The following is an 18,807-nucleotide window of genomic DNA, read 5'->3' on the forward strand; positions in this document are numbered from 1 at the left end:
ATGATCCGCGTGAATGACACCATCACCCTTGAAGATTGGGAACTGACTGAAAGCTTTACCCGCGCGCAGGGGCCGGGTGGGCAGAACGTCAACAAGGTCTCTACCGCCGTTGAGCTGAGGTTTGAGGCAGCAAGATCCCCCAACCTGCCCGCACCCGCCAAAGCCCGCCTGAAACGGCTAGCAGGGCGGCGCTGGACAGCGGATGGGGCGCTGATCATTTTTGTGCAGGACACACGCTCCCAAGCGCGAAATCGTGAAATTGCCCAGCAAAGACTGATTGACCTGATCCGGGAAGCGCTGAAAACGCCGAAACGCCGAATTGCGACACGTCCAACTTTGGGGGCAAAGCGACGCCGGATTGCTTCAAAGAAACAACGCGGCGTTGTTAAATTGCTGCGCGGGAAGGTGCAGGATGATGAGTGATCTTCTGACCCGCCGCACGCGCCTTCTGGGGCCCAATGTGCCGACCTTTTATGATACCCCTGTTCATATCGTGAAAGGCGAAGGGGTCTGGCTGTGGGATGCAGACGGGCGCAAATATCTCGATTGCTACAATAACGTCCCTCATGTCGGTCATTGTCACCCCAAGGTCGTCGATGCTATCGCGCGACAGGCCACCACACTGAACACCCACACTCGCTATCTGCATGAAGGTATTCTGGACTATGCCGAACGGCTGACTGCAAAATTTTCCCATGATCTGAGCCAGATGATTATGGTTTGCACAGGGTCCGAGGCGAACGACATCGCTTTACGCATTGCACAGGCCGTAACAGGCAAAACCGGGTTCATTGCCACAGACAACACATATCATGGCAATACGACTGCTGTCTCACAGCTATCAACCCGCAGACCGCCAATTGGTGGCTACCCGGATCACATCCGGCTTGTTCCCGCGCCGGATACTGTCCGCCCCGTAGGCGGCACGCACGATGGTCAAGCCGACGCTTTTGCGGAAAACGTAGCCCACGCCATTCGGGAACTGGAAGTCGCTGGTCATGGTTTCGCCGGTTTAATGCTATGCCCAACCTTCGCCAATGAGGGGTTTCCAGCCCTATCGCCGGGATTTCTGGACCCAACTGTGAAGGTAATCAGGCAGGCAGGTGGTTTGATCCTGTGTGACGAGGTTCAGCCCGGATTTGGCCGCATAGGCACCCATTGGTGGGGCCATGAATGGCTAGGGTTTGCCCCTGATGTCGTGACGCTTGGCAAACCGATGGCAAACGGTCATCCCTGTGCGGCGCTGATCACGCGACCTGACCTGATGAAAACCTTCCGCGACGCCTTTGGGTATTTCAATACATTCGGTGGCAACCCGGTCAGTTGCGCCGCCGCATTGGCAACGCTGGATGTGGTCGAAGAAGAAGACCTGATCACCAAAGCCCGGAATGTTGGTGAGTATGCCCTAGAACGGCTGCACAGCATATCCCATCCATTGAAGGCTGAAGCGCGCGGATTGGGGCTGTTCTTTGGCCTTGAATTTGTAAATGACGATGGCACACCCGCCACTGACTTCACCGCGCGCGTTGTAGAAGCTATGCGTGAAAACGACGTTCTCTTGAACAGGATTGGACGGCACATGAATACGCTGAAAATGCGCCCACCAATGCCTTTCTCAAAGGACAATGCAGACTTGGCCATGGATATATTGGACCATGTTTTGGCGACAACACCTTATGATTGAGGCTGAGATCATCGCACTAGCCAAAAGCGCTGCAGTGGCTTGGGGTGGCCTCGCCTGCGCACCTCGCCTGATCCGAAACCGAGAAAACGCTGTTTTCGAAGTTGTTTTACGGGACCAGACCCGCGCAGCCCTGCGCCTACACAGAACGGGCTACCAAACCAACGACTCGATCCGGTCAGAGCTACTCTGGATCGATGCCCTGGCCGAAGGCGGGTTCCCTTGCCCGCGCCCAATCCGCACTGTCCAAGGTAAACTGACGCATATTCAAACAGACGGAACGGTCGTCTCGCTCATTACTTGGATTGACGCTCAGCCCATAGGGGAGAATGGCTTGCATTTCACGGGTTCAATTGCAGACCAGCTTACGCTTTATGAACAGGTCGGTGCCCTGACTGCGCGTCTGCATCTTCAAACAGACGCAATCGACACAAGCCAGATGACCCGCCCGGCTTGGACGACTGAGGCATTGCTGGGAAACGCGCCCCAATGGGGAAGATTTTGGGAAAACCCTGCGCTGATGCCAAAGGAAACAGCGTTTCTGCAAGACGCCAGAACACAAGCGCGTCACGATCTGCATGAGTTTGACCAGCCCGATATGGGGCTGATCCATGCAGACCTGTTACAAGAGAATATCTTGCAAAAGCAGGATGGGCTGTGGCTGATTGATTTCGATGATAGTGGCATCGGATATCGCGGATATGACTTAGGCACAGCGCTTGTCCAACACGCAGAGCATCCCGCGCTGCGCGGTCTTAGCGCTGCCTTGCTATCGGGTTACAGCTCTTTGAAAATGGGTCAAACTACACAATCGTTGAAACTGTTTCTGATGTTGCGGGCTATGGCGTCATGCGGGTGGATAATATCGCGTGCAAAACCCGACGATCCCCGTCAACGCTTTTATGCAGAACGCGCTTTGCGATGTGCAGCACTTTATCTGCGTTAAACCACAACTTCCATCTCGGCCTGAGCGCCCACGTTAAACACACGCTTATAGCGCTCAATTTCGGCCTCTGGCCCCATTGCTTTGCGGGGGTTGTCACTCAGTTTGACCGTAGGACGCCCGTTCGCCTGTACGGCTTTGCAAACTAGTGAGAATGGCGCAAGACCGTTGCCCGGCACCAATCCACGGAAATCATTCGTCAGTAAGGTGCCCCACCCGAATGAGACCTTCACCCGGCCAACAAACTTTTTCTGCAACTCAATGATTTTGTCTACATCAAGCCCGTCTGAAAAGATCACAAGCTTCTCTCGCGGATCTTCGCCCCGCTCTTTCCACCAACGTATTGCCGTTTCAGCACCCTGCGCAGGATCGCCGGAATCAATGCGTATCCCCGTCCAGCCTGCAAGCCAATCAGGCGCGCAATGCAGGAATTCTTCGGTGCCATACGTATCAGGCAGAATGATGCGCAAATTGCCTTCATGTTCTTCGTGCCAATCGGCCAGAACATCATAGGGTGCTTGTCGCAAAGCCTGATCACTGTCCGCCAGGGCGGAGTAAACCATCGGCAGCTCATGCGCGTTTGTCCCAATCGCTTCAACCTCACGGCGCATGGCGATCAGACAGTTCGAGGTTCCAACGAATTTATCCCCTAAACCTTCCTGCATGGCTTGCACGCACCAGTCCTGCCACATGAAGCTATGCCTGCGCCGTGTACCAAAATCAGCAAGGCGCAAGCCATCGACATGCTGAAGCTTCTCTACCTTTTCCCAAAGCCGCGTCATCGCACGCGCATAAAGCACTTGCAGCTCGAACCGGCCCATGTCTTTCAGAACAGCGCGCGACCGCAGCTCCATCAACACGGCCAGAGCCGGAATTTCCCACAGCATGACCTCGGGCCATTTGCCTTCAAATGTCAGCTCATACTGCCCGTCGCGTTTTTCCAGATGGTAGTCTGGCATACGGAAATTCTCGAACCACTCCATAAAGTCGGGGCGGAACATTTGACGTTTGCCATAAAACGTATTCCCGCGCAAAAAGGTACTTTCCCCCCGCGACAACGAGAGTGAGCGTATGTGGTCAAGCTGTTCGCGCAGCTCTCCTTCATCTACCAGCTCAGCCAGACGGATATCTTTGGTACGGTTGATAAGCGAGAAGGTGACATCGGTTTCACGCTTGTTGCGAAACACCGATTGACACATCAGCAGCTTATAGAAATCCGTATCGATCAGTGACCGCACAATCGGGTCAATCTTCCATTTGTGGTTATAGACGCGTGTTGCAATATCAACCATCCAACCGCACCCCAGATGATGTCATGGCATTTTGAGCGGCGGCCAATGATCCGTCCAGATCAATCGCGCGGCATAAAGATTGCTCGACCGTCACATCGAACCCCAGACCAGCGCCGTCAATGGCCGAGTAATGCACGCAGAAATCCGTCGCCAACCCCACCATCGTAAGCTTCTCAATGCCACGGGTACGCAGGTAGCCGTCCAGCCCTGTCGGAGTTTTGTGATCATTTTCGAAGAATGCCGAGTAGCTGTCGATGTCACGGCGAAACCCTTTGCGAATGATCATCTGGGCATGGTCCACTGCCAGATCAGCGTGAAAAGATGCGCCATCGGTGCCTTGGACACAATGGTCAGGCCACAGAACTTGCGGGCCATACGCCATGTCGATTACCTCATAAGGCGACTGACCCGCATGGGAAGAGGCAAAAGACGAATGCCCCGCCGGGTGCCAATCCTGTGTGAGAACAACCGCCTGGAACTCTGTCATCAGCGCATTGATACCCGCGACGATCTGATCACCACCGGTAACAGCCAAGGCACCACCCGGACAAAAATCGTTCTGCACGTCAATGACAATCAGCGCTTCATTTGCGTCGCGCATAGTGGCCCCCTTTGGTATTCGCCCAAACTTGCTATGCGCCCTGCAGGCGGGCGTCAACTCTGCCCCTTGCCATATGGTCTGTTCCTGCACTATCTCGCAGAGTATGTTTACCGTTGTTGCTCTCTATCATTTTACCAAGTTCGACGATCCTGATGCCTTGCGGTCTGGAATCGTGGAATGCTGCGCCGAACACTGCATCAAAGGCACAATTCTGGTCGCGCGGGAAGGGATCAATGGCACGATTGCCGGGTCACGTGACGGGATAGATGCCATCTTGGCTTTAATCCGAACCCTTCCGGGATGTGCAAATCTGGAACATAAAGAAAGCCATGCCAGCGAGATGCCATTCAAGCGCATGAAGGTGCGTCTGAAGCGCGAAATCGTTACAATGGGTCAACCCGACGTAGACCCGGCATCTGGCACAGGGCAGTATGTTGCCCCAGCGGACTGGAACGATTTGATTACCAGCAACGATGTTGCTGTGATTGACACGCGTAATGATTACGAGGTGGCGATCGGCACGTTCGATGGCGCGATTAACCCGAATACCAAAAGCTTCGGCGAATTCCCCGCGTGGTGGGAAGCGAACAAACACCGCTTTCACAACAAGAAAATCGCGATGTTCTGCACAGGCGGCATCCGCTGCGAGAAATCCACCAACTACCTGCTTGGGCAGGGGGTGGAGGATGTATTTCATCTCAAAGGCGGTATCTTGAAATATCTGGAAGAGGTGCCCCGTGACAAAAGCACATGGAATGGGGAATGTTTCGTGTTCGATGGCCGTGTCTCGGTCGGGCATGGGCTGAAAGAAGGTCCGCATATACTATGCTTCGCCTGCCGTCGCCCAATCCAGCCCGAAGATGTCAAACGCCCGGAATACGAGGCGGGCGTGCAATGCCACCAATGCATTGATGAGTATTCCGACGAAGACCGGGCCCGTTTCAGAGAACGCCAGAAGCAAATTCGCCTGTCCCGTGAACGGGGTGAACCGCATTTGGGCGAAATCTGATCATAGGGATTAGGCCCCGCTACATCCTACACCCGCAGTCCGTCCCCCGGATGCCCAGCCGCGAAACTCGCTACGCGCGAAGATCAGCGTGACCCCGCCAGGCCATGTAACTCTTGAGGCACCATTGGCGCATTGGGATTGCGCGACAGGCCCTGCACCCACCAGCTTGGTCATCGCCGGGATCGTGCTGTGATCGGTGCGGCCGAAATCGATGCGCTTGGTGCTGCCCACCAATTGCACACCGCCACCGTCAAACTGATATGGAATCGGTTTGGTCCGTTGTGTCGTAGGTGCCTGCTCTGTGGGCTGGCAAGCTGCAAACAGGCTACTTACGACAATGCCAAATATTCCGACCGTAACCCGCATACTTAACGTGGGCTGCGCTTGGCAAGAATGCGCTGCAACGTGCGTCGGTGCATATTCAGCCGCCGCGCGGTTTCGCTGACATTGCGGTCACACAGCTCATAGACGCGCTGAATATGTTCCCAGCGCACACGATCTGCTGACATCGGATTTTCTGGCGGCGGCGGCAATTCACTTCCCACAGCCAGAAGGGCCGACGTAATATCATTCGCATCCGCCGGCTTTGATAGATAATCCGTAGCACCAATTTTAACCGCGGCAACCGCCGTAGCAATCGCGCCGTAACCGGTCAAAACAATAATCTTTGCTTCCGGCCGACGCGCGCGCAGCACCTCTACAACATCAAGACCGTTACCATCCTGAAGCCGCAAATCAATCACGGCGTAGGCAGGTGGCCTTGCTGTCGCAATCGCCTTGCCTGCGACGACGCTTTCGGCGCATTCGGGCTCAAACCCGCGCTTTTCCATAGCCCGCGCTAAGCGTCGCAGGAATGGTTCGTCATCATCGACAATCAAAAGAGACCTGTCGTCGCCTATCTCGCTCAAAGGGCGATCTGTCATGGGGTTTCGTCCCTTTTCCACATTACCTGCAATAGTATCTATGTTTGAAAGGATAGCGCGTCAAACGACCTCATCCATTCTCAACAAAACAGGCGACCGTTTTAGCCATATCTTCAGGCGTTGCCTCGCGGCGAAAAAATTCTGTAAATCCTTTGTCTGGCATAACTAAATAGGTAAAGGTCGAATGGTCGACCAGATAATATTCATCATCCCCGGGCTGGCGTTTGTAATATGTCTTGTAAGCCTGCGAGGCTGCTTTCACCTGTTCCGGTGATCCTGTCAGGCCAATCATATTAGGGTGCATCACATCGGCATATTCGCCGACAACCTCTGGTGTATCGCGCTCCGGATCAATCGAAATAAAAACTGGCTGCACATCCAGACCATCTTCTTTCAGCAGGTCAACTGCCTCGGCATTCCGCGCAACATCCAGCGGGCAGACATCAGGACAAAAAGTATACCCGAAGTAGACCAAAGACGGTTTAGTGATGACATCCGTATCCGTGACAGTTCGGCTATCCTTATCCACAAGGGTGAACGGCCCACCGATTGCGGTTCCTTCAGCGATAGTACTGACCGAGCAGGATCCGTATTCCTGACCCTTGTTCATATATATAAAGGCCCCGATCCCACCTAACATGGCGACCACAAGGCTTGCGGCAGTTACGGCATATGCTTTGCTCATGATAGCGTCCTTCATATAACTTGACCCATTGATCGAACATCGCGAACAGACTATCAATCTGCCATTATGACGCCCCCAATCACAATTTCATGATGACCGACACCCGGTCTGACCTGCTACAGCAGAGGACCCGCAATGGGCTTGTTCGTCTTAGAACACTGGTCATATTGCGATGGCTGGCGGTGGTTGGGCAAAGCGCAACAATCCTAATCGCCAGTTTCGTGCTGGGGCTTCAGATCGAACTGGGCCTATGCTTTCTGGCAATCGCAGCGTCAGTAATTTCCAACCTTGTGGCCGGGTTCATATATCCGCCCAACAAGCGTCTGCCCGAACGCGAGGTCATGTTGACCCTACTTTTCGATGTGTCACAGCTGGCTTTTCTTTTGTATTTGACGGGTGGGTTGAACAACCCTTTTGCGTTATTGATCCTAGCCCCCGTGACGGTATCGGCCATGACATTGCGCCTACGATCCACACTGTTTTTAGGCGTATTAGCGGTTATTCTGATTACCATTCTGGCATTTTGGTATGCACCGCTTAGGTCAAACACGGGCGACATTTTGCAAATGCCGCCCCTTTTCACCTTTGGGTTCTGGGTCGCAATCATGATTGGTATCGTGTTTCTTGCAATCTATGCAGGGCGCGTGACGACAGAAACCTATTCGATGAGCCAAGCCCTGTTGGCCACACAGATGGCCTTGTCGCGGGAACAGAAATTAACTGATCTGGGTGGTGTGGTCGCTGCAACCGCACATGAGCTTGGAACACCGTTGGCAACCATCAAGCTGACCAGTGCAGAGCTGTTGGAAGAACTGGACGACCGGCCGGACTTGAAGGAAGACGCAGCCCTGATCCGGGATCAGGCAGACAGGTGCCGGGATATTCTACAATCCATGGGGCGGGCAGGTAAGGATGACCTGCATCTGCGCAGCGCGCCTTTGGGGGCCCTTCTGGAAGAAGCGGCAGAGCCGCATCTGGACCGCGGTAAACAAATCCATTTCAGCTTTGCGCCTTTGTCAGAAGATCAAACGGCCATGCCAAATATCATGCGTCAGCCCGAAATCATCCATGGTCTAAGAAACCTGATCCAGAATGCCGTCGATTTCTGCAAAAGCACTGTCTGGATCGATGTCAATTGGAGCAAGGATCGCATCTCCATCCGCGTTATCGATGATGGTGAGGGATATCCACAGGATATATTGGGCCGCATCGGGGATCCTTTCGTACGCCGCAGACGCTTTGACTCCGACACTGCAGAACGCCCGGAATATGAAGGAATGGGGTTGGGCCTGTTTATCGCCAAAACGCTTCTTGAACGCTCTGGCGCGGATATCTCCTTTGCCAACGGATCAGATCCGTTTCTGACGGATCAGGAACGATCAGATCGTGGAGGTGCTATTGCCGAGGTCACATGGCCTGCTGCGCGCATCCTCGCACCCGATAAACAACGCTCTGCCGGGTTGGGTGAAAACCGCCAAATCCAGATTTAACGTCAGATTAACCCTCATAGGCCACTTTGCAGTGATGATTTCCAGCAGGGGTCTATGATGTGGTCTGTATTTGATATCACTGCGCTGTGCGGTCTTAGCCTTTACGTGGGCTTTCTGGCTGTCTGGGCGGTTGACCGCCTTAGGCAAACCACACAGACCAGCACTGTCATCAATGAAACGGCGCAGGTGTTCACATTCGAAAACCGTGAACTGGTGGCCCTTTCGCCAACCGCACAGGATGCGTTGAACATCGAAGATATTGATGAAGATGCCTACGATCAGCTTTTGACACGAATGCAACAGGTCTTCCCAAACCTGCGCAGCGAAATGGCCGCAGCGAAACGCGACAAGACAAGCCTTAAAATGTCTGACGTGACCATAGATGGACCAGTAAAATTCACGGCAGATTTTCCCGGCAATCGTGTGGTGATCACCATCATCGGCATCACAGCCCCCTCTCTCGCAAAGTGATTATTGATCAAAGGGAAGCGATAGCATCACAGGAAGAGCTGAAAACACTGCGCGGTACGGTTGAGACATGCCCTACCCCGATCTGGCGTGAAGACAGAAACGGCGTGATTGACTGGGTCAATCACGCATATCTGTCGCTCTTGGAAGAGGCAGGCGCATCGCATGATGGCGGGGCATGGCCGCCAAAGCGTTTGTTCATGCCCGCATCGCTCACACGGCCAGGGGATACGGCGCAACCTCATAGAGTATCGCTGGACACAGGACGCGGTAATACAAGGTGGTATGAAATCGCGAGTTTTGGCATTGAAGGCGGTAGTCTGAATTTCGCGTCTGACGAGACAAGTGCTGTTCAGGCCGAGGAATCGCGGCGCAATTTTATGCAAACCCTGACCCAAACTTTTGCATATCTGCCTACCGGCCTTGCTGTATTTGATCGCAATCGTCAGCTTGTGTCCTTCAATCCGGCACTGAGCGAGCTGACCTCTCTGGAGCCACAATGGCTGATAGCGCGCCCGACGCTGCATGATTTTTTGAACATGCTGCGCGAACGTCGAATGTTGCCAGAACGCAAGGATTTCAACGATTGGCGACAGAAGATTACGGCACTGGAAAAATCCGCCACTGATGGCACCTATGGCGAGACATGGACACTGCCATCGGGCCAGACATACCGCATACTTGGTCGCCCTCACCCGGAAGGTGCGATTGCCTTTCTGTTTGAGGATATAACGGCCGAAATCTCGCTCACACGGAAGTTCCGGCAGGAACTCGATCTCAGCCAATCCGTTTTTGACAGCTTTGAAGAGGCAATTGCAATTTTCGGTGCCGATGGCGTGATCAACATGTCGAACCTTGCTTATGCACAGCTTTGGGGGATTGATCCCAATGACGCCCTTAGCCAGATCAGCATTCTTGACGCCATGCGGATATGGCAAAAAGCCTGTGCGCCAGCCCCCTTTGGAATGAGATACGAAATTTCATCGTGCGGACTGGCGAACGCGCGCCCTGGCAAACAGACGCACAGCTAACAGATGGCCGCGGATTGACGTGTCGACTGGTCCCGCTGGCCGGTGGAGCCACATTGATAGGCTTCACCAATGAAACCGTAGCCTCCCCACCGATCGAGGCAAAACTGTCCGGAACAATGCTGAGCCCCTGATAACATCTTGCGGGTGCAGCCAGTTGCAGTAAAACTTGTGGGATGATCCCACATGTGATCCTTCCAGAGCTACAGATAGAGCTTCCGACACCCGATCACACGGCGCGGCTGGCCAAAAAATTTGCAGCGGACCTTCAGCCTGGCATGGTGTTCCTACTGCATGGATTCGTGGGGGCCGGTAAAACCTTTTTCGCCCGCGCCCTTATCCAAACCTGTCTTGCAAAACACGGGACTGTCGAGGACGTACCTTCCCCAACCTTTACACTGGTGCAAACCTACATCGCTGGTGATCTGGAAATCTGGCACGCTGATCTCTATCGCCTGACCAGCTCTGATGAGTTGATCGAACTTGGCCTTGATACAGCCTTTGAGGCAGGTGTTTGCCTGGTTGAATGGCCCGAGAAGCTGGGCAATCTAACGCCACCCAATGCCATTAACCTGACCTTCACATCTGGCCCCAAGGTAGACGCACGGGTTTGCCACATGTCTTCAACCAGTCCGGACATGATGGCTTTGCTGACCCGTATTACAGAGCAGTTTTCCAATGATACCTGACCGCGCGACTGATCTTGCCACGTTCCTGTCAAATGCTGGCTGGACTGACGCAAAACGCGTTCCCTTGGCCGGTGATGCGTCCAACAGACGCTATGAGCGACTGCATCACCCACAGCATGGACCCGCCGTTCTGATGGATGCACCACCGCAAACGGGCGAAGATGTCCAGGCATTCGTGACCATCGCCAAGCATCTGCACACCATTCCGCTAAGCGCCCCAACGATAATCAGCGCCGATACAAAGCATGGGTTTCTGCTGCTGGAAGACCTTGGTGATGCTCTGTTCGCGCGTGTTCTTGAAAATGAACAAACCCAAGAGCTGGCCCTTTATCAGGCTGCCGTAGACGCGCTAATAGAAATGCAAAACACGCGCGCGCCAGCGGGTCTGCCAGAGTATGGCCCGAAACAAATGTCTGAAACCGCTATGCTGGCGATAGACTGGTACATGCGCATTTGCGCTGGATCGGCGCCTTCTGGCAAGGATCGCGATACTTATTACGATCTGGTCCATGACTTGCTAACGACCCATCTTGTTGGCGATCCGGTTCTGGTGCACCGAGATTACCACGCAGAAAACTTGCTTTGGATGCCAGATCGCTCCGGTCTTACCCGTGTGGGTTTACTGGATTTTCAGGACGCTATGCTGGGGCATCCAGCATACGATCTTGCATCCCTTCTGAAAGACGCTCGCCGGGACGTCGCACAGGATGTGCAGCAAGCCATGCTCGATCATTTCATGACCAAGACCGGCGTTGATAAAACCGCCTTTCACACAGCATATGCTGTGTGCAGTGCCCAGCGCAATTTGCGGATTATCGGCGTCTTCACCAGACTTTGCGTACGCGATAACAAGCGTCACTACCCTGACCTGATCCCACGTGTCTGGGCCAATTTGCAGGATGATATGGCGCATCCTGCCTTGTCAGACCTGCGCAGTTTTGTGGCACAGCGTTTCCTGACACCAACCCGCGAAATACTTGATCATATCAAGGCAGCCCATGTCTGAGACGCCCCGTCAAGTTATGGTCTTTGGGGCCGGTTTCGGCACACGTATGGGCGCATTGACCAAAGACCGCCCGAAACCGTTGATCAACGTGGCAGGCAGACCCCTGATTGACCATGCACTGGATCTTGTCAGCGCATGTCAGAAAACCGCGCTGGTCAACGCCCACTACAAAGCGGACCAAATCCGATCCCATCTGGCAGGCCGGGATAATGTCGCGATCATTACAGAAGACTCCGACATTCTGGAAACCGGTGGTGGTTTGAAGAATGCACTGCCAATCCTTGGACCGCACCCGGTTTTCACCCTGAACCCGGACGCGATCTGGCGCGGTCCCAACCCACTATCCCTGCTAGATCAGCACTGGGCCCCCGACAGGATGGAAGCTTTGCTGCTGCTTGTCCCCCTTAGCCGGACGGTCGCCTACGCACGTGCCGGAAACTTCCAACGATCCACCACCGGGCAATTACAACGCAATCTTGATGGGCTTGTTTATACCGGCGCACAAATTCTGAAAACCGAACGTGTAGTGCAAGTTGATAAACAGGCGTTCTCACTCAATGAGGTGTGGGATCAGATGGAACGGGATGGCGCACTTTATGGTGTGGAATATCCCGGTCATTGGGCCGATGTGGGGACACCAGACGGTATTCTCAAAGCAGAACAGATGTTGGCCCGTAGCGATGTTTGACCCCGCGAAGACCCCCCGTCTGTTTGGCATTGCGCCCGGCATCGACTTTCCGCGCGCCCTGATTGACGGGTTGATACAACGGTTGCAAGGCCAGCCCCCCGAGGTCATCGCAAAGGTTGAGCTTTTCGTAAATACGCGCCGCATGGCACGACGGATGCAAACCTTGTTTCAGGACGGGCCAGCCACGTTCCTGCCGCGCCTGCGCCTGATCACCGATCTGGCACATGACATGTCCTTTGCCGATGTCACACCGGCCGCCAATCCGTTGGCAAGGCGGTTGGAGCTCGCACAACTGGTTAAACATCTGATCGCAGCAGAGCCTGATATCGCGCCGCAGGACGCAGCCTTCGATCTGGCCGATAGCCTTGCGACGCTTATGGAGGAAATGCAGGGCGAGGGCATCGCCCCGGACAAAGTTGCCTCCGTAGATGTGGCTCAACATTCCGCCCATTGGGCGCGCAGCCAAAAGTTTCTGACTATTGTGCAGGATTACTTTGGCGATGACACCGCCCTGGATGCCGAGGCCCGGCAACGACTGATCGTAACCCGTCTGATAGAACGCTGGCAAATGCACCCGCCAGAGCATCCGATCATTGTGGCTGGCTCAACCGGGTCGCGCGGGACAACGAAACTGTTCATGGAAGCCGTAGCGCGTTTGCCCCAAGGCGCAGTGGTTCTGCCCGGATTTGACTTTGAGATGGGGGCGCATCTTTGGGCTCAGCTTGATGAGGCTTTGACAGGAGAAGATCATCCGCAATATCGCTTTCGCAGATTGATGCAGGATCTTGAACTGGGTCCAAACGATATTGGCTCGTGGATTGACCAAACACCTGTCAGCAGGTCGCGCAACAAACTGATCTCACTGGCCTTGTGCCCTGCCCCCGTCACAGATCGTTGGCTCGAAGACGGGCCAAACCTGAAAGATTTGACCGAAGCCACGGATCAGCTGACATTGGTTGAAGCGCCCAGCGCCCGCGCAGAGGCCACCACAATCGCCCTGCGACTACGAAAAGCCGTCGAGGACGGCCACACAGCAGCCCTGATCACACCGGACCGGACCTTGACGCGGCAGGTCACAGCCGCGCTGCAACGATGGAAGATCGAACCGGATGACAGCGCTGGCATACCCTTGCCCCAGACCGCACCAGGCCGCCTGTTGCGCCAAACCGCAAGCCTTATGGGCAAACGTGTCACGCCAGAGGCGTTGCTTGCGCTGCTGAAACATCCGCTTGTCTGTGGAGCCCAGCGCAACGAACATCTACGCCGCACCCGCGATTTGGAGCTGGAAATGCTCCGGGGTGGCCCTCCGTTTCTGTCTTTCGAAGACCTGCAAAAATGGGCATCCAAACGCAAAGATGATGCAGATGTGACGGCATGGATTACCTGGCTCTGGTCCTGCCTTGAGGGTCTGATGCACCCAGGCACCGCAACCTTAGCAGATCAGCTGGCCCATCACCTTGGCATTACCGAACGCTTGTCCGCAGGCCCGGATCAACCGGGGTCGGGCGGGCTTTGGTTGGCAAAACCCGGCGAAAAAGCGCTGCAAACTGTAGAGACGTTGAAAGAAGCCGCCCACGCTGGTGGAGATATGACGCCTGCGGAATATGCGGATCTGATCCATGCGATACTGGCGCGCGAAGAGGTGCGCAATCCGTTCACACCCCATGAGACCATCATGATCTGGGGAACGCTGGAGGCCCGCGTTCAAGGGGCTGATCTGGTTATTCTGGCAGGTCTGAACGATGGCATCTGGCCGGAAGCACCCAAACCTGATCCTTGGCTCAACCGCAAGATGCGCCAAGAGGCAGGGCTGCTATTGCCAGAACGCCGCATCGGCCTGTCAGCCCATGATTTCCAGCAAGCCGTCGCCGCACCGCAGGTCTGGTTGACCCGCGCGGTCCGGGATGCTGAGGCACAGACTGTCCCGTCCCGCTGGCTCAATCGCCTGTCAAACCTTCTGAACGGACTGCCGGGCGAAGGTCCGGGGTGTTACGACGCAATGAAGGCCCGGGGTGATGAATGGCTGAAGCTCTCGGCCCAGCTCGACACACCGGTTCTACCCGTCAAACCAGCTACAAGACCCTCGCCGCGCCCACCGGTGGCAGCACGCCCCAAGAAACTGTCTGTCACCCGTATCGAAAAGCTTATCCGCGACCCTTACGCGATTTATGCGCGCTATGTGTTGGACCTGAAACCGCTGACCCAGCTTGAAAGCTCTGCTGATGCCCCACTCAGAGGTCAAGCACTTCACGATGTGCTGCATGATTTCGTCAAGAGCACAAAAGACGGCTTGCCGGATGATCCCCTGAACCATCTGATGGTTATCGCAGATCGTGTATTTGCCGATCAGGTGCCATGGCCTGCCATACGCGCCATGTGGCGGGCGAAACTGCTAAGTGTGGCCCCGTGGTTTCTGGATACAGAGGTTGCACGACGCGATATCGCAACCCCAATCGCCTGCGAGATAGACGGCAGTACGAAAATGATTGCACCAGAATTTACGCTGCACGGCCGGGCCGACAGGATTGATCGCACGCCAGACGGCACATTGATCCTTTATGATTACAAAACCGGGGCTCTGCCTACAAAAGATCAGCAAGAGCATTTTAACAAACAGCTTCCGCTTCTGGCGAGCATCGCGGAACGGGGTGGTTTTACGGGGATCATGGATACCCGCATCGCTGAAACCAGATATATCGGGCTTGGCGCAAAAACCGATGAACAGATCACAGAATACGACCCCGGACAGCTTGGCGAAATCTGGGATGGCCTTGTCCGCCTGATTGCAAGCTACACCAATCGCGAACGGGGTTATTCCTCGCGCCGGGCCGTTTACGAAAGCCGCTGGGATCAGGACTATGATCATCTGGCGCGTTTTGGCGAATGGGATCAGACCGACCCGGTTAACCCGCAAGAGGTGGGGCCATGATCGCAAACGACGCCACCCAAGCCCAGATTGCGGCAGCAGACCCGAATGTCTCGACATGGTTGGCGGCAAATGCCGGATCAGGCAAAACGCGTGTGCTGACAAACCGTGTAGCACGGTTGCTTTTGAAAGGTGTGCAACCCCAGCGCATCCTATGCCTGACATACACGAAAGCTGCCGCAAGCGAGATGCAGAACCGCCTTTTCGTGCAACTTGGCGCTTGGGCAATGAAACCCAATGTGGACTTGTCGGCAAACTTGGTTGATCTAGGCCTTACCCCCGGTGATATCTCGCCCGACATGCTGCGCAATGCGCGGCGTTTGTTTGCAAAGGCGATTGAAACACCCGGCGGCTTGAAAATCCAAACGATCCACTCGTTCTGCGCATCCCTTTTGCGTCGCTTCCCGCTAGAAGCAGGTGTATCGCCAAACTTCACCGAGATGGATGACCGTGCCGCGAAACGCCTACGCGCAGATATTCTGGAACAGATCGCCGAGACAGAGCCAGCTGTCATGGCAGGTTTCGCCAAGTATTTCACAGGCGAGGAGACCGATAGATTTTTGCAAGAACTTTCCGGGAAGCGAAAAAGCTTCGCCTCAAGGATCGACGCGACAAAACTGCAAAACCGGTTTGACTTACCAGACAATGTGCTGTCCCAACACAACGTGGTATCGATTGCCTTTGATGGCTCAGAACGCGATCTGATCACGCGTATTGGTCCGGTTCTTGCTGGGCTTACCGCCACGATGGTTACTTTGGCGGAAAAACTTGCCAGTTTGAACTTTGATGCACCCAGCGATGCTGATCTGAACCTTCTGTTTGACTGTTTTCTCTATAAATCGGACGGCCGCCATAGGCCGGAAGCGAAATTCACCAGTGTCCCAACCAAGAAAGCTCAAGATGCGCTGGGCGCTGATCTACAACCGCTTCAAGCTTTCATGCAACGTGTCGCGGACGCGCGCGATATGCAGCTACGCCTTTCTGCATATGACAAAACACTTGCGCTCTATCTGTTCGCTAATAGCTTCCTGCCGCGTCTGGAACGGCGCAAGCAGCAGCTTGGCTGGCTTGATTTCGATGACTTGATCCTCAAAACACGTGCTTTGCTAACTGATCCCAGCGTGGCCGCATGGGTTCTGTTCCGTCTGGATGGCGGGATCGATCACATTCTGGTGGATGAGGCGCAGGATACATCCCCAGACCAATGGGACGTGATCCGCCTGCTGGCGCAAGAATTTACAACCGGACAAAGCGCACACGAAGGGGTGGAGCGCACAGTTTTTGTCGTAGGCGACCAGAAACAATCGATCTATTCCTTTCAGGGTGCGGACCCGGACGCGTTTGAGCGTATGCGCAGCCATTTCAGCACTGAGTTGAGCAAAGTACAAACCCAACTGCACCGTCAGGATTTGCTGTATTCCTTCCGAACATCCAAACCGATCCTTGAGCTTGTAGACGTCACTTTTACACCAGACCTGCGCAAAGGCATGGGCGAAGATATAAAACATCTGGCTTTCAAGGACGCTCTGCCGGGGCGGGTCGATCTTTGGCCATGGATCGATCAAAACGAAGACGAGGCCGAGAAAGCATGGTTCGATCCAGTCGATACAATTGCCAAGAACCATCACAGCGTTCAACTTGCGCGCAAAATTGCGGCTTTTATCGAAGACCGTCTGGATCATGGACAAATCACGCTGATCAATAAGGACGGCCAACCAGAAACACGCGCGATGGAGCCGCGGGATTTTCTGATCCTTGTGCAAAGCAGGTCTGCTCTGTTTCACGAAATCATCCGCGCCTGCAAAGATCGAAACCTGCCAATGGCCGGGGCCGACCGGCTGCGCATCGGGGCAGAGCTTGCAGTGAAAGACCTCACCGCGCTTTTGTCCTACCTCGCAACACCCGAAGATGATCTGTCTTTGGCGACCATTCTGCGATCCCCGCTGGGGGGTATCAGCGAAGCGCAGCTTTATGATCTTGCCCATGGGCGAAAAGGGTATTTGCGGCAGGCTTTGGAAGATCAGAAAGCGCAGTTTGCGCCAGCATATAATATGCTACAGGACCTGCGCAAACAGGCAGATTATCTGCGCCCTTACGATATTCTGGAGCGCGCCCTGACTCTGCATGGCGGCCGTGAAAAGCTATTGGCCCGTCTCGGGTTGGAGGCCGAGGAAGGCATCGACGCAATGCTCAGCCAAGCGCTGGCCTATGAAAGGACAGATATCCCAAGCCTTACCGGCTTTCTGACTTGGCTTGCCTCGGATGAGGTGACAATCAAACGCCAGATCGACAACAGATTCAACAGAATACGCGTGATGACCGTGCATGGAGCCAAAGGTCTGGAAGCCCCGGTCGTCATTCTGCCGGACACCGGGCAAAACAAAAATGACGTGAAAAATAATATCTTCGATCTGGAAGGCATGCCCGTTTGGAAAATGGGCGCGCAGGATATGCCGCTTGTGCAAAGCCAGCTCAATGTGGCGTTGAAAGAGCGCCAAACCGAAGAACGGATGCGACTTCTTTATGTCGCGATGACGCGGGCGGAAAGTTGGCTGGTGGTTTGCGGTGCAGGCAAGCGTAACAAGACCAGCAGCAAAAGCTGGTATGACATCATCGAGGCCGGAATGGACCTGCTTGGCCCTTCTGATACGGAACACAAAAGGCTTGAGTATCTCGACTGGCCCAAAGATCAGGAAAATACTGACCTGGTGACGGACCCTGTCCTGTCTGATCTACCCCAATGGGCATTGCAGCCTACCCCACCGCCGATCAAAGCCCCTGACATTTTATTCCCGTCTGATCTTGGCGGCGCAAAGGTTTTGCCCGGCCCAACCAACGGGCTGGACGAAGATCAGGCAAAAGCCCGTGGCACGGTCATTCACAGATTGCTGGAGCACCTGCCAAACCTGCCACAAGCAGAATGGCGCGATGCCGCAGATGTGCTGCTGCAAGACTATAACAACCCGTTGGACGAAGACCTCTACGCCATTGCGTTGCGCGTTCTGACCAACCCAGATCTGGCCAGTTTGTTTTCCCAAAGCACATTGGCAGAGGTGCCGATCACCGCCAGACTCGACGCCTTGGGCGGCCGGCAGATTAGTGGAGCCATCGACAGGTTGATCATCGAACCTGACCGAATCCTTGCTGTGGATTTCAAAACGAACATCCTTGTGCCACGCACCCCTCAGGAAACTCCGGATGGCCTTTTGCAACAGATGGGTGCCTATGCAGCGGCTTTGAGCTTGATCTATCCACAGAAAAAAATAGAGACCGCAATTGTTTGGACACAGACAGCGCAACTTATGTTGCTACCACACGACATCGTGAGGTATGCACTGTCACAACACCATACATCTTGACCTTCGGACGTGCGCTTCA

General features: G+C 54.7%; 17 protein-coding genes. 12 read left to right on the plus strand and 5 right to left on the minus strand.

The window, feature by feature from the left end; translation table 11 throughout:
• From arfB to ACZ1HF_RS11195, 3 genes are read left to right on the plus strand one after another with little or no spacing between them, the layout of a single operon-like run.
• Entirely contained in the window at positions 1 to 423 is a 423-nt protein-coding gene (gene arfB / locus ACZ1HF_RS11185) for an alternative ribosome rescue aminoacyl-tRNA hydrolase ArfB (protein WP_472657576.1), read from the plus strand.
• Positions 416 to 1,684: an aspartate aminotransferase family protein gene (locus ACZ1HF_RS11190; RefSeq protein WP_472659036.1), complete on the plus strand. Its 1,269-nt coding sequence runs from the start codon at positions 416 to 418 to the stop codon at positions 1,682 to 1,684. The genes arfB and ACZ1HF_RS11190 overlap by 8 nt, the downstream gene beginning before the upstream one ends.
• Positions 1,677 to 2,627, plus strand: coding sequence for a phosphotransferase enzyme family protein (locus ACZ1HF_RS11195; RefSeq protein ID WP_472657577.1), 951 nt, complete (start codon positions 1,677 to 1,679; stop codon positions 2,625 to 2,627). The genes ACZ1HF_RS11190 and ACZ1HF_RS11195 overlap by 8 nt, the downstream gene beginning before the upstream one ends.
• Here the strand turns inward: ACZ1HF_RS11195 and pncB are convergent.
• Together pncB and pncA are read right to left on the minus strand one after the other, a co-directional pair.
• Positions 2,624 to 3,916, minus strand: coding sequence for a nicotinate phosphoribosyltransferase (pncB, locus tag ACZ1HF_RS11200; protein ID WP_472657578.1), 1,293 nt, complete (start codon positions 3,914 to 3,916; stop codon positions 2,624 to 2,626). The genes ACZ1HF_RS11195 and pncB overlap by 4 nt on opposite strands.
• Entirely contained in the window at positions 3,909 to 4,517 is a 609-nt protein-coding gene (gene pncA / locus ACZ1HF_RS11205; protein WP_472657579.1) for a bifunctional nicotinamidase/pyrazinamidase, read from the minus strand. Before pncA ends, pncB begins: the two co-directional genes overlap by 8 nt.
• A 103-nt stretch (positions 4,518 to 4,620) precedes the next feature.
• On the opposite strand from pncA, the gene trhO reads away from it, so the two are divergent.
• Entirely contained in the window at positions 4,621 to 5,526 is a 906-nt protein-coding gene (trhO, locus tag ACZ1HF_RS11210; RefSeq protein WP_472657580.1) for an oxygen-dependent tRNA uridine(34) hydroxylase TrhO, read from the plus strand.
• Positions 5,527 to 5,535: 9 nt separating this feature from the next.
• Here the strand turns inward: trhO and ACZ1HF_RS11215 are convergent, their stop codons facing one another.
• From ACZ1HF_RS11215 to ACZ1HF_RS11225, 3 genes are all read right to left on the minus strand, one after another.
• Positions 5,536 to 5,892, minus strand: coding sequence for a hypothetical protein (locus tag ACZ1HF_RS11215; protein ID WP_472657581.1), 357 nt, complete (start codon positions 5,890 to 5,892; stop codon positions 5,536 to 5,538).
• A 2-nt stretch (positions 5,893 to 5,894) separates the two neighbouring features.
• Complete coding sequence (locus tag ACZ1HF_RS11220) at positions 5,895 to 6,449, minus strand: ActR/PrrA/RegA family redox response regulator transcription factor (RefSeq protein WP_472657582.1); 555 nt, start codon at positions 6,447 to 6,449, stop codon at positions 5,895 to 5,897.
• A gap of 70 nt (positions 6,450 to 6,519) precedes the next feature.
• Positions 6,520 to 7,134, minus strand: coding sequence for an SCO family protein (locus ACZ1HF_RS11225; RefSeq protein ID WP_472657583.1), 615 nt, complete (start codon positions 7,132 to 7,134; stop codon positions 6,520 to 6,522).
• A gap of 92 nt (positions 7,135 to 7,226) precedes the next feature.
• On the opposite strand from ACZ1HF_RS11225, the gene regB reads away from it, so the two are divergent.
• The 8 genes from regB to addA all read left to right on the plus strand — a co-directional run bounded on the left by regB (position 7,227) and on the right by addA (position 18,788).
• Entirely contained in the window at positions 7,227 to 8,624 is a 1,398-nt protein-coding gene (gene regB / locus ACZ1HF_RS11230; protein ID WP_472659037.1) for a sensor histidine kinase RegB, read from the plus strand.
• A 54-nt stretch (positions 8,625 to 8,678) separates the two neighbouring features.
• Entirely contained in the window at positions 8,679 to 9,095 is a 417-nt protein-coding gene (locus ACZ1HF_RS11235) for a hypothetical protein (protein ID WP_472657584.1), read from the plus strand.
• The gene (locus tag ACZ1HF_RS11240) at positions 9,092 to 10,123 is read left to right on the plus strand and encodes a PAS-domain containing protein (protein ID WP_472657585.1); all 1,032 of its coding nucleotides are present in this window, start codon (positions 9,092 to 9,094) and stop codon (positions 10,121 to 10,123) included. Before ACZ1HF_RS11235 ends, ACZ1HF_RS11240 begins: the two co-directional genes overlap by 4 nt.
• A gap of 185 nt (positions 10,124 to 10,308) precedes the next feature.
• On the plus strand, positions 10,309 to 10,809 hold the full coding sequence (gene tsaE, locus ACZ1HF_RS11245) for a tRNA (adenosine(37)-N6)-threonylcarbamoyltransferase complex ATPase subunit type 1 TsaE (RefSeq protein ID WP_472657586.1): 501 nt from the start codon (positions 10,309 to 10,311) through the stop codon (positions 10,807 to 10,809).
• On the plus strand, positions 10,799 to 11,815 hold the full coding sequence (locus ACZ1HF_RS11250; protein WP_472657587.1) for an aminoglycoside phosphotransferase family protein: 1,017 nt from the start codon (positions 10,799 to 10,801) through the stop codon (positions 11,813 to 11,815). Before tsaE ends, ACZ1HF_RS11250 begins: the two co-directional genes overlap by 11 nt.
• Positions 11,808 to 12,503, plus strand: coding sequence for a nucleotidyltransferase family protein (locus ACZ1HF_RS11255; protein WP_472657588.1), 696 nt, complete (start codon positions 11,808 to 11,810; stop codon positions 12,501 to 12,503). The genes ACZ1HF_RS11250 and ACZ1HF_RS11255 overlap by 8 nt, the downstream gene beginning before the upstream one ends.
• Positions 12,496 to 15,432: a double-strand break repair protein AddB gene (addB, locus tag ACZ1HF_RS11260; protein WP_472657589.1), complete on the plus strand. Its 2,937-nt coding sequence runs from the start codon at positions 12,496 to 12,498 to the stop codon at positions 15,430 to 15,432. Before ACZ1HF_RS11255 ends, addB begins: the two co-directional genes overlap by 8 nt.
• The gene (addA, locus tag ACZ1HF_RS11265) at positions 15,429 to 18,788 is read left to right on the plus strand and encodes a double-strand break repair helicase AddA (RefSeq protein ID WP_472657590.1); all 3,360 of its coding nucleotides are present in this window, start codon (positions 15,429 to 15,431) and stop codon (positions 18,786 to 18,788) included. The genes addB and addA overlap by 4 nt, the downstream gene beginning before the upstream one ends.
• Positions 18,789 to 18,807 lie beyond the last annotated feature (19 nt).

Source organism: Litoreibacter sp. GN1-5, from assembly GCF_055693805.1.